This window comes from Streptomyces sp. NPDC058683 (assembly GCF_042716195.1).
Taxonomy (GTDB): Bacteria; Actinomycetota; Actinomycetes; order Streptomycetales; family Streptomycetaceae; genus Streptomyces.
Window position 1 is genome coordinate 21,741 of record NZ_JBHXSK010000048.1, and the last position, 14,577, is coordinate 36,317.

Here is a 14,577-nt window from a genome sequence, read left to right on the forward strand (position 1 = left end):
GACGCCTGAACACGCCTGAGACGGGCTGCGTATGAATGGACGCCGCTTCACTCCTGTCGGGCGCCTCGATGCCGCCCCGCAAGGAAGGTCTGAGGAGTTCCATGGGACGCAACATACGCAAACGCCGTTCGCCGCTGACCGTCAAGGTCATAGCCGCATCGGCGGCTGTCGCACTCGGCGGGGGCGGGCTGCTTTATGCGCAGATGAACGCTTCGGCTCACGAGTCGAACAACTCGGCGCAGAACTACACGAAGGCCGCCGCTGCCTCGGTCGCGACGATCTCCTGCCCGGACGTCGGCCAGAAACTGACGAACGTGCCCGCCAACGCCAAGATGGGGGTGGCGGCGGAACTGGCGAAACTCGACAAGCAGATCACCGAGGCCTACGCCCGTCTCGCCTCCACCCGCCAGGCTCAGGCGAACGACGCGAACTTCGTACAGAACGCGATCGTCGGCCCCCTGAAGGAGAAGCGGGCGGCCACGATCGACCGGATCCGGATCGACATCACCCGGGTCGGCGGACAGTTCGACAGCTCGCTGGCCCAGCTCGCCGCCTGCACCACGCAGACCGCCAACCAGACCACCGCCGGCGGTGGCAACAACAACGGTGGTCAGAACAACAACGGCCAGAACAACGGCGGGCAGAACAACGGCGGGAACAACAACGGGAACAACGGCCAGGCCACGGCCGCCCCGAGTGCCAGCGCCAGCGCGCCGGCGAACATCGGCGGGCAGGCCGGCAACGGCCCGGTCGCGGCCGACTTCGTGGACATCACGAAGGTCGCGCCGAACGTGCTGGCCAAGCCGCAGAAGCAGCGCACCGCTTCGACCGGCACCTTCACCACCCGCTGCGGTGTGAACGCGAACAAGAACCACAACACCGACAACGTCATCGTGGCGCCCGGCGTGACCAACGGCGCGCACCACCTGCACGACTACGTCGGCAACCAGAAGGTCAACGCGTTCGCCACCAACGACTCGATGCTGGCGGCGCCGAGCTCCTGCCAGAACCAGAGCGACCTGTCGTCGTACTACTGGCCGGTCGTGCGTGTCCAGGACGGCTCGCAGGACTTCGACCAGAACGCGGACGGCGGTGGCAAGGAAGGCAACGTCGGCAAGATCCTGGTCCCGCAGTCGGCGCAGATCAAGTACGTCGGCAGCCCGGCCGCCAAGGTCGTCGCGATGCCGCAGTTCCTGCGCATCATCACCGGTGACGCCAAGACCACGACCAACGGTCTGGCCAACGCCAACGCGCACTGGAGCTGCACCGGCTTCGAGAACAAGGTGCAGCTGACGGAGCAGTACCCGATCTGCCCGCAGGGCAGCAACGTGGTCCGCATCTTCGCCTTCCAGAGCTGCTGGGACGGCGTCAACATCGACAGCGCCAACCACCGTTCGCACGTGGCCTTCGCGGACCCGGCGAGCGGCGTCTGCGGCAACGGCTTCAAGGCGATCCCGCAGCTGACGATGAGCCTGGTCTACAAGATCACGCCCCCCACCCTCCAGGCGGACGGCACGGTGAAGAACGCCTACGCCGTGGACGGCTTCCCGGAGCAGCTGCACAAGCCGTCGACCGACCACGACGACTTCATCAGCGTCACCAAGAACAACCTGGCGGCGAAGATCGCCAACTGCATCAACACCGGCCGCAAGTGCCAGTGAGCAACACCTAGCAGCCGATAGCGAGAAGGCGGGCGGTGGGAGATCCCACCGCCCGCCTTCTCGTGTGTGCCGGGAGGTTCAGCTGGTGTGCTTGCTGTGGTCGGTCCCGATCTCCTCGTCGCCGCCCAGCGTGGTCCGGAGCGCCTTGACCACCTTGTCGTCGCCGACGGCGACCCACTTGCGGCCGACGAGGTAGAAACCGCCGTAGTCCTTGGCGTCGTTGATCCACTCACGCTGGCCGCGGTCGGTGGCGAAGGTGGCGAAGACGAACTTGCCGGCCGTGGTCTTGCAGATCGCCTGGCGGACCTCGTCGGAGTCGATCTGCATGTCCGGGGTGCACTTCACCTTGGCGGCCAGGCTCTCCAGGCTGCCGGTCGCGGTGACCGGTATCTTCGCCTCCGCACTGCTGTCACCGGATCCACAGCCCGCCAGCGCCAGTACGGCCGCCGCGCCGGCCACGGCGAGCATCGGTCGGGTCAACCTCATCTGTTCCTCCGGTCGCGTTGCCGGCCCCGGGAATGACTTCGGGGCCCTCCCCTTCGATACGGCTGTGGGCCGCGGGGTGCTCAAATCGAACAGGGCTCCAGGATGCCGTGGTCACCCGGGTGGCGGTGACCTACCAACGGGTCGCTCGTTCTTCAGGACGTGCAGTCACAGGATGTAGCCCAGCGTCACGCAGCAGCCTCCGCCGGAGCCCTGGGTCCGGCCGTCGATGTCGAGCAGGCCGAGGCCGCGCTCGTCGAGCACTACCCACGGCTGGTCCGGCTCGCCTATCTGGTGCTGCCGCCGGGCCTGCCCCGGGGCCGCCGCGTCCTGACCGCGCACTCCCTGGCCCAGCGGGCGCTGCCGCGCGGCCGTAAGCAGGCCCCGGTGATCCCGGCCCAGTCCACCGGCCGGAACACCGACCCCGGGTACGCCCTGGTCCGCCTCGAAGTGGTGCGTACGGCACTGGAGGCGGGCCTGCCGCTCAGGCTGACCGCGTGGCCCAAGCGGGCGCAGCTGCCGCCGCTGCTCCCCCAGGTGTGGGGCCTCAGGCTCTTCCCGCACTCCGGCGGCGCCGACGAACTCGCCCTTGACCAGCGCCTCGCCACCCTGTCCGGCCCGGCCCGCGCCGCCTATGCCCTGCGCGGTCTCGAGCAGCTCCCCGACGGCGACGTCCGCAAGATCCTCCGGGCGGCCGGGGTGGAGCACCCGGACGACGCGCTCGCCGAGGCGAACGGCGTGCCGGCCGAGTACCCGCTGCTCGACTCCCCCGAGTTCGACCCCTGTTCCCTGCAGGTGCGGCCCACCGATCTGATGCGGCGCCGCCAGCACACCAAGGCCGCGCTGGCCGCCGCGGCCGCACTCGCGGTGTGCGGGGCACTGGTCGCACTGCCGGGCGGCGGCTGGGGCGCCGACGGCGCGGCGGCGCCGGTGTACGCGCAGAACCCGGCGGCCCAGGCCGCCCTGGACCCGGCGCAGCTGACGAAGGCCCCGGCCACCGCCTGGAAGACCGCCGCCCGCACCGACCTCTCCGCCTGGCCCGCGCGCGGCGCCCTCACCGGCGACACCGCGCTGCTGCGCCGCGCCCTCGCCGTCTGGGCCCGCCCCGGCGAGACCGTCCGCGTCTCGGCGACCCCCGGCACCCAGACCGGCGGCCCGGCGGGACCGCCCCAACTGCTGTACGCGGGCGTCGTCGACAGCGCCCGAGTGGTGATCTTCTACGACGGTCTGCGCATCGCCCGCTACGCCGAGCCGAAGGACGGCACCCAGGGCGCGGCCCTGGACTTCGCCCGCGTCGACGGCGCGACCGGTGTCGAGGCCGAGGCGATGGTGCTGGGCCGCTCCGACGGCAACGTCCGCTATCTGACGGCTCCTTGGGTGACCAGGGCGGCGGAGCGGGACCTGGTGAAACCGACCGCGGGGGCGATGGACCTCGGGCTGGCCGACGGGGTGACCGGTCCGCTGGCCAGCCCCGCCCTCCAGCAGGGGGCGTGCACGTCCTGGAACGTGCTGCAGCTGACCGACGCGCAGGGTACGCACCTCTCGACCGACCTGGGCGAACTGGTGCCGGCCCGCCTCACCTCGGGCCGGCCCGGATACACCGGCGAGGCCTCGGGCGCGAAGGCGCTGCGCGACTGGGCGCCGTTCGCCTGCTCGCTGTCCGCGGAGCGGTCCGCCGGAGTGCGCAGTGTCAACGCGTGGGCGTTCGCGGAGCAGCCGCTGCCGGATGCCGGCGGCACCGCGTCGTGGGTGTGCACGCGTGCGGAGACCTGGCGGGGCGACGGCGCGGTGTCGCTGGCCCAGTTCCGGACGCCGGGCAGCCGGTACGGGGCGGTGGCGGCGAAGGGGTCCGGCGTGACGGCGTGCGGTCCGCGTGATCCGCAGGTGCTGGCCGGGGTGTTGTGGAAGTCCGGGGCCGGGCAGTGGTACCTGCTGGCCGCGGGCAGCCGCGACACGACGTCGATCCGGGCGACCGGCGGGGTCACCGCGTCGGCCCGGGGGACGCTGCTGGCGGCCGAGGCGAAGCAGGGGGCGCAGGCCGACCTGACGGGGACGCTGGAGGACGGGGGCGAGATCAGTGGGCTGCGGTGAGACCTCCCCGGGCGGCCGAACCTTGCTGACACTTCCGTAAACAAGCCCTGCCGCAGGTCTTCTCACGCTGCTTACCCGTCAGTACATTGACGCCATGTCCAACAAGCAGCCGCAACCGGTGGCGTCCGAGCACATCGCGCTCACGGCCCGCAACGTGTCCTTCGCCTGGCAGGACACCCCGCTGCACTGGGTTCCCGGCGATCCGCTCGCCACGCACACCATCAACGTGCTGCATCTGCTGCTGCCCGCCGGCGAGCGCTGGTTCGTGCACGTCTACAAGCAGGTGCTGCCCCTGATCCGTGACGAGCGGCTGCGCGCGGACGTCGTCGGGTTCATCGGACAGGAGGCGATGCACTCCCAGGCCCATGACGAGGTGCTGCCCCACCTCAAGGAGCTGGGGCTGGACCCGGCGCCGTACACCGCGCAGGTCGACTGGTTCTTCGAGAAGCTGCTGGGCGACCGGACCCTGCCGCCGGGCCGGGCGCGCCGCTGGTGGCTCCTCGAACGGGTCGCGCTGATCGCGGCCATCGAGCACTACACCGCCTTCCTCGGCGACTGGGTGCTCAACGCCGACGCACTCGACCGGCGCGGCGCCGACCCGACCATGCTGGACCTGCTGCGCTGGCACGGCGCCGAGGAGGTCGAGCACCGGTCGGTCGCCTTCGACCTGTTCCAGCACGTCGACGGCAGCTACCGGCGGCGGGTGCGGACCTGGGCGACGGCGTTCACGGCGATCGTGTTCCTGTGGCAGCGCGGTGCCCGCTTCTTCATGGCGAACGACCCGACGCTCCTCGAAGGCCGGGCCCGGCTCCGGGACTTCCATCTCGCCGGCCGGCGCGGCACCCTGCCCGCCACCGGCGACATGCTCAGGTCCATACCGAGGTACCTGGGCCGCGGCTACCACCCCTCCCAGGAGGGCTCCACCGCCCAGGCGGTCGCCTACCTCGCCTCCTCCCCCGCCGCGCTGGCCGCGGAGCACGCCGGGAAGGGGGCCGAGTGATGCCGAGGCTGCGGACCGTGGTCGCCCTCGCGGGCGCCGCGCTGCTCGTCAAGCGGGCCATGAGACGCCGTATAGAGGTCTCCCCGCTGTGGCCGATGCCGGCCCTGGACCCGCCGGTCTCCGGACAGCCGCGCTCCCGGACGCTGCGGCTGCGGGTCGCCTCGCGCACGACGGTCGCGGACGGCGTCGTACAACTGCGCCTGGAAGGCCGGCGGTTGCCGGGCTGGGAACCGGGAGCGCACCTCGACGTGGTGCTGCCGTCGGGACTGGTCCGGCAGTACTCGCTGTGCGGGGACCCGGCGGACACCTCGTCGTACACGATCGCCACGCGGCTGGTCGCGGACGGGCGGGGCGGCTCCCGGGAGGTCCATGAGCAGGTGGCCGAGGGCATGGAGCTGGAGGTGCGCGGGCCGCGCAACCGCTTCCCGCTCGTCGGGGCCGACTCCTATGTCTTCGTCGCCGGGGGCATCGGCATCACCCCGATCCTGTCGATGGTGCGGGCCGTGCCGGCGGGTGTGGAGTGGCGGCTGCTGTACTGCGGGCGGAGCCGGGCGTCGATGCCGTTCCTGGCGAAGCTGGCCGGGGACGACCGGGTCACGGTCGTCGCGGCGGACGAGGACGGCCGCCCGGACCTCGACGCGCTGACGGTCCCCGAGGGCGCGCTGGTGTACTGCTGCGGCCCGCAGGGGCTGATGGCAGCGGTGGAGGAACGGTTCCCCGCCGTCCGCCTCGAACGCTTCGCGCCGGACACCGGCAGCGCGGGCAACCAGGAGTTCGAACTGGAACTGCGGCGCAGCGGACGGACGGTGACGGTGCCTGCCGACTCGACCGTGCTGGCCGCGGTGCGGGCGGAACTCCCCGACACGGCGTACTCCTGCGCACAGGGGTTCTGCGGGACCTGCCGGCAGCGGGTGCTGGCCGGGGAGGTGGAGCACCGGGACGAGCTGCTGACGGACACGGAGCGTGCCGACTCGATGCTGATCTGCGTATCCCGGGCGCGCCGGGGGAGACTTGTGCTGGATCTGTGAACGCCCATGACGGGTCAGGTCCGTTGGAGGCCGGATCCGATCGGTAAGGTGTTCGTATGAGTACCGGGGTACGCCGCAGATTGGGAGTCGAGGAGCGGCGGCAGCAGTTGATCGGCGTCGCCCTCGAACTGTTCAGCCGTCGCTCGCCCGACGAGGTCTCCATAGACGAGATAGCGTCGGCCGCGGGCATCTCGCGGCCCCTCGTCTACCACTACTTCCCCGGCAAACTCAGCCTGTACGAGGCCGCGTTGAAGCGTGCCTCGGAGGATCTCGCGGGCCGCTTCGCCGAGCCGCAGGAGGGTCCGCTCGGGGCGCGGCTGCTGCGGGTGATGCGGCGTTTCTTCGACTTCGTCGACGAACACGGGCCCGGTTTCGCCGCGTTGATGCGCGGTGGCCCGGCGGTCGGCTCGTCCGCGACCAACGCGCTCATCGACTCCGTGCGGCAGGCCGCCTACGAGCAGATCCTCGCGCACCTCGACGTCACCGAGGCGCCGGCCCGGCTGGAACTGGTCGTCCGCTCCTGGATCTCCCTCGCCGAGTCGACCGCGCTGATCTGGCTGGACGGCCGGCGCATCCCCCGCGCCGAACTGGAGGTCCAGCTCGTCCACGACTTCGCGGCGCTGGCCGCCGTCAGCGCCGCCCAGGACGAGGAGATGAGCACCCTGCTGAAGCGGATGGTCAAGGACGAACCGGGCGACGGCCCGTTCGCGGACCTGGCCGTCCGGCTGCTGGCGTTGGCGGGCTGAGCCCCCGAGAGTGGGGCCGAGGCGCATCTGCAGCGCCGTCGTGGCTGGTCGCGCCCACGCGGCGGAGCCGCATATCGGCACAGCCCCGCGCCCCTTACGGGGCGCTGAGGCTAGCCTTCGTACTTCCGGTACGACGGGTCCAGGTCCCGGACCTCCGCCGACGCGTGCAGCACGGACCCCTCCGGCTTCAGGTGCTCCCGCAGCAGTTCCAGGGTCGTCTCGGTCAGCTTCGCCTTCGTCTCGTCGGTGCGGCCGGCGAGCAGGCCGAAGGTCACGTGCACGATGACATGAGCCCCCTCGGCGTCATAGCCGAAGGCGGTCTCGTCCGCGGCGCGGAACAGCGTCTTGCAGGCCTCGGGCTTGGCAGCCGCGATCTCGACGACGGCGGTGTGCAGAGCCCTGGCGAAGCCCTCCCGGTCGAAGACGCCCTCCGCGGCGGCGGTGTAGTCGACGGTGATCTGCGGCATGGACCCTCCTGGTCAATGTGGAACTGGTGGCCAGCCTAGTCCGCCAGGCTCAGGGCCAGCAGGGCGACGTCGTCCTCCCGGTCGCGGCCGAAGCAGGCCAGGAGGGTGTCGCACAGGGCCTCCAGGCCGGGCAGGGCGCCGACGGCGGCGGCGCGGAGGTGTTCCATGGAGTCCGTGAGGTCGGTGCCCCGGGTCTCGATCAGGCCGTCGGTGACCATGAGGAGCCGGTCGGCGGGTCCGAGGACCAGCTCGGTGGGCGGCGGGTGCGGCAGGCCCACGCCGAGCAGCGGACCGGACGCCTTGACGTACTCGGCGCTGCCGTCGTCGCCCAGTATCAGCGGCGGGATGTGGCCGGCGTTGGCGATACGGGTGCGCCCGGTGCCGGGGTCGATCAGGGCCAGGCAGAGGGTGGCCGTGACCTCGGCGTGGTAGTGCTGGAGCAGCCGGTCGAGCCGTTCGGCGAGTGCGGCCGGGTCGCTCTCCGCGAGGCAGTAGGCGCGCAGGGCGTGCCGCAGTTCGACCATGACGGTGGCCGCGTCCAGCGAGTGCCCTACGACGTCCCCCACCGCGGTGAGCACGCCGTCGCCGACCCGTAGCGCGGCGTAGAAGTCGCCGCCGATCTCGGTCTCCTGGGAGGCGGGCTCGTACCGCACCGCTATGTCGACGCCCGGCAGCTCGGGCAGCTGGTGCGGGCGGGGCAGGAAGCTGTGCTGGAGGGTGAGCGCGACATGCCGCTCCACCTGGTACATGAGCAGCGGCTCGGCGGCGAGCGCGGTGGCCTGGGCCAGCTGGGCCAGCAGCGCCTCGTTCTCGGGGCTGACCCGGCGCCGGCCGCGGGTGGGGGTGGCCAGGCAGACCGGCACCTTGCCGTCCTGGGTGAGGACCAGCGTCAGCCGGGCGTCGTGCTGTACCCCAGGCCGGAAGAACCCGGTGGGCCACAGCGGCGCCGGCACGGTGGTGATCTGCACCCCGGACTGCCCTCGGGTGAGCCGCCGCAGCAGCCCGGCCACGTCCCGGTGGGCGCCCTCGTCGGGCAGGGCGAGGGAGGTGCGCTCCCGGCTCAGGCCGCGGTACAGCTCGCCGTCCCGGTCGAGGACGAAGACGGCGGCGGGGCTGCCGAGCAGCCGGGCGGCGCCGTCCGCCGCCGCGTCGGCCAGTTCGTGCAGCGAGCGCGCCGACTGGATGGTGACGATCGTCTCCGACAGCTGCCTGAGCCGCCGTACCAGTGCCTGGTCGTCGGCGCGCAGCCGGGCGGCGCGGACCGCGGCCCGGACCGCCGCCTCGATGTCCTCCGGCTCGGCGGGCACGGTCAGATACGCCTCGGCGCCCATCTCCAGGCCCGGGCAGCGGTCCGCCGGGACGGAGGACAGGGCCGAGAAGTGCACGACGGGCAGGCCGGCCATGTGCGGCCGCGCCCTGAGCCGGCGGCACAGCTCGAAGCCGCTCATGTCCGGCAGGTGCACGTCGATGAGGGCCACGTCGGGCAGCCGGCCCTTGCGCAGCCGTACGTCGAGTTCGCTGAGCGCCTCCTGGCCGCAGGCGACCGGGACGACCTCGTGACCGGCCCGGCGCAGCACGGTGCCCATCGCGTACCGGCTCGCGGCCTCGTCGTCCACGATCAGCACGGTGGTGTCTGTCAGCTTGCCGTTGACGTCCATTTACCAGCCCCTGGACAACGCCGGTGGGGCAGCACCCGGTTCTGGGCCTGCCCCACCAAAGTAGTGCGGATGTCATGCGGTCCGGGAGAACACCGCCACGGTGCGTCCCGGAACGATGAACGTACCCGCTTCCCGGTCGTAAGATGCGGACTTGACGACGGAATCCGTGCCCGCCGCCTGCACCGGGTGCAGCCGGTAACCGGTACCGGCCAGCGCGCCCACCCGCTGCTCCTGCCGCTCCGGCGTCGCGTTGAACACGACGACCAGGTCTCCCAGTTCCATGGTGATCACGCCGGGCGTCTCGTCCTTCCCGGACAGCGGGAACGAGAGATTCGACTGCACCTGTCCGGCCGTGTCCAGCGAGAACACGCTGTCGGTCGTACGGATTCTCAGCAGATCACGGTAGGCGGCCGAGGCCCCGTCGATCTCCGCGCACCCGACGCGCACCGAGCTCAGCAGCGACTCGGCGTACGGCCACTTGGACGCGTTGTCGGCGGCCAAGGGCAGCCCGCGGCCGAAGCCGTTGCCGTCGGAGCAGTTCCAGTGGATGGCGTTGAACCAGTCGCCGCTGTCGAAGGAGTTGCGGTCCAGGGACTTGGAGCGGAGGAGATCCGTACCCGCCTGGGAGAGCGACGGACCCTGCGACAGGGCGGCCGTGGCCATCGCGAGGACCTGCATCCGGGCCCGGTCGGAGGCGCTGGTGGTGGCCGGCAGCTTGTACGTCAGCGCGTCGAAGAGCGATTCGTTGTCGTGCGCGTCGACATAGGCGAGGGCGTCGCCGGGCGCGTCCGCGTAACCGGCGGGCGAGCCGTTGTAGTCGACCTCGGCGCCGGTGACCTCCTTGCCGTCGGTGTCGGTGAACCGGTACCCGGCGAGGTTGCCGCTCAGGCCGATCTTGATCAGGTCCTGGTAGTGCAGGAGGCGGGCCTTCTGCTCGGCCTCGGTGCCGTTGGCCGTGGACGAGTTGGGGTCGGTGTACAGCCCGGACGCGAAGCCCTGGACGCCGGGGTCCTCGTCGAAGGGGCTGCCGCCGCGTACGGCGTCCCGGGCCCGGTCGGAGAAGGTCGCGATGCCCGTCCCGGCCATGTTCTGCTGCGTGGCCTGCACGAACCGGGCGTCGTCGGCGACCTCGCCGAAGTTCCAGCCCTCGCCGTACAGGATGATCTTCTTGCCGTCGACGCCGTCCTTCTTCAAGGTCAGCGCGTCCAGGGCCTTCCTGACCGCCAGGATGTTGGCCTTCGGGTGGTGGCCCATCAGGTCGAAGCGGAAGCCGTCGACCTTGTACTCCTTGGCCCAGGTGACGATCGAGTCGACCACCAGCTTGCCCATCATGGCGTTCTCGGGCGCGGTGTTGGCGCAGCAGGTGCTGTTCGCGACCGAGCCGTCGGCGAGCAGCCGCTGGTAGTAGCCGGGCACGATCCTGTCGAGGACGGACGTGTCCGCCTGCCCGCTCGCCGCCGTGTGGTTGTAGACGACGTCCATGACGACCCGCAGGCCGTCCTCGTTCAGCGACTTGACCATCTGCCGGAACTGGACCGTGCGGGCGGTGCCGCCGGGGTCGGTGGCGTACGACCCCTCGGGGACCGTGAAGTGGTAGGGGTCGTACCCCCAGTTGTAGGCGTCCTTGGCTGCGGTCGCGGCGACGCACTCCTGCTGCTGGTCGGAGTCGGCCGGGTAGGAGGCCAGGTCGCAGCCGGGGCTCGCCTGGTCGGCCTTCTTCTCGGGCACGGTGGCGAAGTCGAAGGCCGGGAGGAGATGGACGTACGACGTCCCGGACTTCGCGAGCGCACGCAGGTGTTTCGAGCCGTCGCTGCCCTTGTCGGTGAAGGCCAGATACGTGCCCCGGTCGGCGGCCGGGACCGTGGAGTCCGCCACCGAGTAGTCCCGGACGTGCAGCTCCTGGATCTGGGCGTCCTTCAGCGGTACGGCCTCGGGCTTGGTGTAGGTCGACCAGCCGCCCGGGGTGAGGGACCTGTCGGCCAGGTCGACGACGAGACTGCGCTCGGAGTTCGCGGTGAGCGCGACCGAGTAGGGGTCGGTGACCTTGTTGGTCACCAGCTTCCGGACGCTGGGCGCCCAGACCTTCACGACATACCGGTAGGGCTTGTTCTTCCAGGACCTGGGGCCGGTGACGGACCAGACGCCGGTGGCGGGGTTCCGCTTCATGGCCAGGGTGGAGCCGTCGAGTTCGAGGCCCACGCTCTGCGCGGTCGGCGCCCAGACGGAGAGGGTCGGCTTTCCGCGGTGGAAGACCGGACCGAGGGTCGCGGTCGTGGCGCCGGAGTACACATCGTCGAGCACGCCCGCGATCTGCACCCCGGTCGCCGCCAGCACGGCGCCGTTGGCCGCCCGCTGGGAAGCGACGAGCTGTCCGTCGAGCGCCTCGCGCACCCGGTCACGGTCGCGCGGGTCGACCGACCAGGCCGGGTAGTCCTTCAGCTGCGGGAACTTGGCCTTCTGGGCGTCGGTGAGGGTGGTCTTCGTCAGCCGCAGCCACCGCTCGTCGTCGCTGGTCAGCGTCCCGTCCTTGACGGCGATCGAACCGTCGTGGGAGTAGAGGAGCTGGGTGGAGGCGGCACCGTCGGCGCCGTTCCAGGCGACCGTGGACCGGTCGATCCAGATCGCCTTGGAGGTGGTCAGGTCGAGGGCGGCCGCGCTGCCGGCGGGCTGCGGGAGCAGGTACTTCTCCTGGCCGTTCAACAGCCACACCTCGTGGCCGCTGGAGGTGAGGTCCAGGGACTGGTCGGAGGAGAGATCCTTCTCGTCACCGTTGTGGATGATGTAACTGAGGCTGGTGGCACCCTCGGTGAGCGGTACCTCGAAGACCTCGCCGTAGGCGTCGGTCCTCGCCGGCTTCAGGGGGCTCGACCAGTCGGTGGGGTTCGCGGCGCCCGTCCAGACGTGCAGGCCCCAGCCGTCGTAGTTCCCGTCGACGCGGTGGTAGTGGATGACCGCCTTGGTGGTGTCCTGGGCGGGGTAATCGGGTCTCTTCGTCAGTACGTCCGCCTTACCCTGCTCGATCCAGACCTCGCCCGTCGTGGTGACGTCGATGGAGCGGTCGGCGGAGACGTCCTTGTCGCCGTCCTTGTCGACGACGAGGAAGCCGACGTTCGAGGCGCCGGACTTCAGCTTGACGTAGGCGAAGGCGCCGTACGCGTCGCGGCCGACGAACGGGTGACCGGCGGGCCAGGTGGTCGCCTCGCCGTCGGCGATGTCGCCCCAGGCGTACAGGCCCCAGTCGGTGTAGTCGCCGTCGGTGCGCCGGTAGTGGACGATCGCGTAGTCGCGGGAGGAGGCGGTGGGGGTCTCGGGGGTGGGCGGGGTGCCGGAGGTGCTCTCGGCCGTGGCGGCGGCGCGGTGGCCCGCCGAGTCGACTACGACCGCCTTGTAGCGCAGGGCGGTGCCGGCCGGGACGTCCTCGGCGAGGGTCTGGGTGACCTTGTAGGGGGCGTGGTCGGCGGAGCCGAGGGTGGTCCACCTGCCGGTGCCGACCTGGGCGGCGAAGACGACCCGGTTGAGCTGTCCGCCGGTGACGTTCGCGGAGAGGTCGACGGTGCCGGTGGCGCCGGCGGCCGGGGCGGCGAGGGTGATCTCCGGGCTGGTGGCGGGCTCGGCGAGGAGGCCGGTGGCCTTGTAGACGACGGCGGAGGCGACGGGCACGGTGACGGTCAGCCGGGCGGAGCCGTCGGATGTGACGGTGCCGTCCGTGCCATAGACCGCGCGGTAGCGCATGTCGGCGGAGCCGGTGGCGAAGGTGGCCGTCTTGGCCGTGTCGGCGTTGTTGAAGGCGACGACGTACTCCTGGCCGGTCTTCGCGTCCGTCCGGGTGAACGCGTAGACGCCGGCGCCGTCGGCGGCGTAGCGCTCGGTCTGGACGCCGTCGGCGAGGGCGGGGTTGGCCGCGCGGAGCTTGCTCAGAGCACTGATCTGCTTGTAGAGCGGTGCCCCGGTGTCATAGGCGTCGCTCGCATGCGTGCGCTCGGTGCCGATCTCGTCGTCGTCGAGATAGTCGGCGACCTTCGACGCGAACATCGTCTGCCGGGCGTCCTTGTCCCCGCCCGAGCCGGTGAAGCCCTGCTCGTCGCCGTAGTAGACGACCGGGTTGCCCCGGCTGAGGAACATCAGCTCGTTGGCGAGCCGGTCCTTGGCCAGCAGCTGGGCGTCCGTGGCCTTCGGGTCGTCCTGCTCCAGGAAGTACCCGATCCGGCCCATGTCGTGGTTGCCGAGGAAGGTGACCTGCTCGTAGGCGTTGGCCTTGTCGGTCGTGTACTTGTAGTCGTCGCCGAAGACCGAGGCGAGCTTCTGCGCGCTGCCGCCCTGGGAGGCGTAGGCGCGGGCCGCGTCCTGGAAGGGGAAGTCGAGGGTCGCGTCCAACCGCCCCTGGGTGACGTACGGGGAGGTGACCGAGGTGTCGGCGGAGTAGGTCTCGCCGAACATGAAGAAGTTCTTACGGCCGTGCCGCGCCGCGTACGTGTCGAGCGCGGTCGCCCACTGGGTCCAGAACTCCATGTCGACGTTCTTCACGGTGTCGATCCGGAAGCCGTCGATGTCGTAGTCCCGCACCCACCGCTGGTAGATCTTCTCCATCCCGCTGACGACCTCGGGACGCTCGGTCCACAGGTCGTCGAGGCCGGAGAAGTCGCCGTAGGTGGCGGACTCGCCGGCGAACGTGGAGTCGCCCCGGTTGTGGTACATCGTCGGGTCGTTGAGCCAGGACGGCACCTTGCTGTCGCCGGCCACGGTCGGCGTGCGCGGGAAGGAGGCGGCGGAGACGGCCGGGAACTTCTTCTTCCCGTCCGCGTAGTCGGCGTCGTCGAAGGGCTGCCCGTCCTTGGTCAGGTAGGGGAAGGCGCCCTTGGAGAGGTAGTCGTACGACTTCTCCTCGTAGTCGACGACGTCGGCGGTGTGGTTGGTGATGACGTCGAAGAAGACCTTCATCCCCTTGGCGTGCGCCTTGGAGATCAGGGTCTCCAGGTCCTTGTTGGTCCCGAAGTGCGGGTCGACCTGGGTGAAGTCGGTGATCCAGTAACCGTGGTAGCCGGCCGAGGCGTTGCTGCCCGTGCCCTGCACCGGCTTGTTCTTGAAGATCGGGGCCATCCAGAGGGCGGTGGTGCCGAGCCCCTTGATGTAGTCGAGCCGCTTGGTCAGGCCCTTGAGGTCACCACCCTGGTAGAAGCCCTTGTCGGTGGGGTCGTACCCGGTGGAGAGGCGGGAGCCGGTGAGGCCGCCCTGGTCGTTGCCGGTGTCGCCGTTGGCGAAACGGTCCGGCATGACGAAGTAGAACTGCTCGCGGGTGTCGTCGTGCCGGGCGGGCTCGGCGGCGAGCTTCGCGTCGGAGGGCGGTGCGGGCGGGGCGGCGGCGTGTGCGGCGAGGGGCTGCACGAGCGCGGCGGCGAGGGCGGCGACGGCGACGGCCGCGACCCGTCTGACATGTATCACCGGT

At 70.9% G+C, this 14,577-nt stretch carries 9 protein-coding genes; 5 read left to right on the top strand and 4 right to left on the bottom strand.

The annotated features are described in order from the left end of the window. Positions 1 to 101: 101 nt before the first annotated feature. Positions 102 to 1,661 carry a DUF1996 domain-containing protein gene (locus tag ACFWXC_RS39885; protein ID WP_384486830.1) on the top strand — a complete coding sequence of 520 codons (1,560 nt, stop codon included), beginning with the start codon at positions 102 to 104 and terminating at the stop codon, positions 1,659 to 1,661. 78 nt (positions 1,662 to 1,739) lie between these two features. Here the strand turns inward: ACFWXC_RS39885 and ACFWXC_RS39890 are convergent, their stop codons facing one another. Further along, the gene (locus tag ACFWXC_RS39890; RefSeq protein WP_384486832.1) at positions 1,740 to 2,147 is read right to left on the bottom strand and encodes a hypothetical protein; all 408 of its coding nucleotides are present in this window, start codon (positions 2,145 to 2,147) and stop codon (positions 1,740 to 1,742) included. A gap of 159 nt (positions 2,148 to 2,306) precedes the next feature. Between ACFWXC_RS39890 and ACFWXC_RS39895 the strand changes: the two genes are divergently transcribed. The 4 genes from ACFWXC_RS39895 to ACFWXC_RS39910 all read left to right on the top strand — a co-directional run bounded on the left by ACFWXC_RS39895 (position 2,307) and on the right by ACFWXC_RS39910 (position 7,009). Then, the gene (locus tag ACFWXC_RS39895) at positions 2,307 to 4,235 is read left to right on the top strand and encodes a hypothetical protein (RefSeq protein WP_384486834.1); all 1,929 of its coding nucleotides are present in this window, start codon (positions 2,307 to 2,309) and stop codon (positions 4,233 to 4,235) included. Positions 4,236 to 4,329: 94 nt separating this feature from the next. Further along, a complete protein-coding gene (locus tag ACFWXC_RS39900; RefSeq protein WP_384486836.1) occupies positions 4,330 to 5,235 on the top strand; it encodes a metal-dependent hydrolase in 906 nt (301 codons plus the stop codon). Next, positions 5,235 to 6,263 (top strand): PDR/VanB family oxidoreductase, encoded by a 1,029-nt coding sequence (locus tag ACFWXC_RS39905; protein WP_384486838.1) that lies wholly within the window; start codon positions 5,235 to 5,237, stop codon positions 6,261 to 6,263. The genes ACFWXC_RS39900 and ACFWXC_RS39905 overlap by 1 nt, the downstream gene beginning before the upstream one ends. 56 nt (positions 6,264 to 6,319) lie before the next feature. After that, positions 6,320 to 7,009: a TetR/AcrR family transcriptional regulator gene (locus tag ACFWXC_RS39910; RefSeq protein ID WP_384486840.1), complete on the top strand. Its 690-nt coding sequence runs from the start codon at positions 6,320 to 6,322 to the stop codon at positions 7,007 to 7,009. Positions 7,010 to 7,119: 110 nt separating this feature from the next. On the opposite strand, the gene ACFWXC_RS39915 is transcribed toward ACFWXC_RS39910, so the two are convergent. From ACFWXC_RS39915 to pulA, 3 genes are all read right to left on the bottom strand, one after another. Beyond that, positions 7,120 to 7,476 (bottom strand): 5-carboxymethyl-2-hydroxymuconate Delta-isomerase, encoded by a 357-nt coding sequence (locus tag ACFWXC_RS39915; RefSeq protein ID WP_384486842.1) that lies wholly within the window; start codon positions 7,474 to 7,476, stop codon positions 7,120 to 7,122. A 35-nt stretch (positions 7,477 to 7,511) separates the two neighbouring features. Further along, on the bottom strand, positions 7,512 to 9,134 hold the full coding sequence (locus ACFWXC_RS39920; protein ID WP_384486844.1) for a SpoIIE family protein phosphatase: 1,623 nt from the start codon (positions 9,132 to 9,134) through the stop codon (positions 7,512 to 7,514). A gap of 72 nt (positions 9,135 to 9,206) precedes the next feature. After that, a complete protein-coding gene (gene pulA, locus ACFWXC_RS39925; protein WP_384486846.1) occupies positions 9,207 to 14,573 on the bottom strand; it encodes a pullulanase-type alpha-1,6-glucosidase in 5,367 nt (1,788 codons plus the stop codon). Between the last annotated feature and the right edge of the window lie 4 nt (positions 14,574 to 14,577).

Bases quoted from the DNA above. Each gene is read 5' to 3' on its own strand.
- ACFWXC_RS39885 (WP_384486830.1), top strand. From the start codon at position 102: ATGGGACGCAACATACGCAAACGCCGTTCGCCGCTGACCGTCAAGGTC.
- ACFWXC_RS39890 (WP_384486832.1), bottom strand. From the start codon at position 2,147: ATGAGGTTGACCCGACCGATGCTCGCCGTGGCCGGCGCGGCGGCCGTA.
- ACFWXC_RS39900 (WP_384486836.1), top strand. From the start codon at position 4,330: ATGTCCAACAAGCAGCCGCAACCGGTGGCGTCCGAGCACATCGCGCTC.
- ACFWXC_RS39905 (WP_384486838.1), top strand. From the start codon at position 5,235: ATGCCGAGGCTGCGGACCGTGGTCGCCCTCGCGGGCGCCGCGCTGCTC.
- ACFWXC_RS39910 (WP_384486840.1), top strand. From the start codon at position 6,320: ATGAGTACCGGGGTACGCCGCAGATTGGGAGTCGAGGAGCGGCGGCAG.
- ACFWXC_RS39915 (WP_384486842.1), bottom strand. From the start codon at position 7,476: ATGCCGCAGATCACCGTCGACTACACCGCCGCCGCGGAGGGCGTCTTC.
- ACFWXC_RS39920 (WP_384486844.1), bottom strand. From the start codon at position 9,134: ATGGACGTCAACGGCAAGCTGACAGACACCACCGTGCTGATCGTGGAC.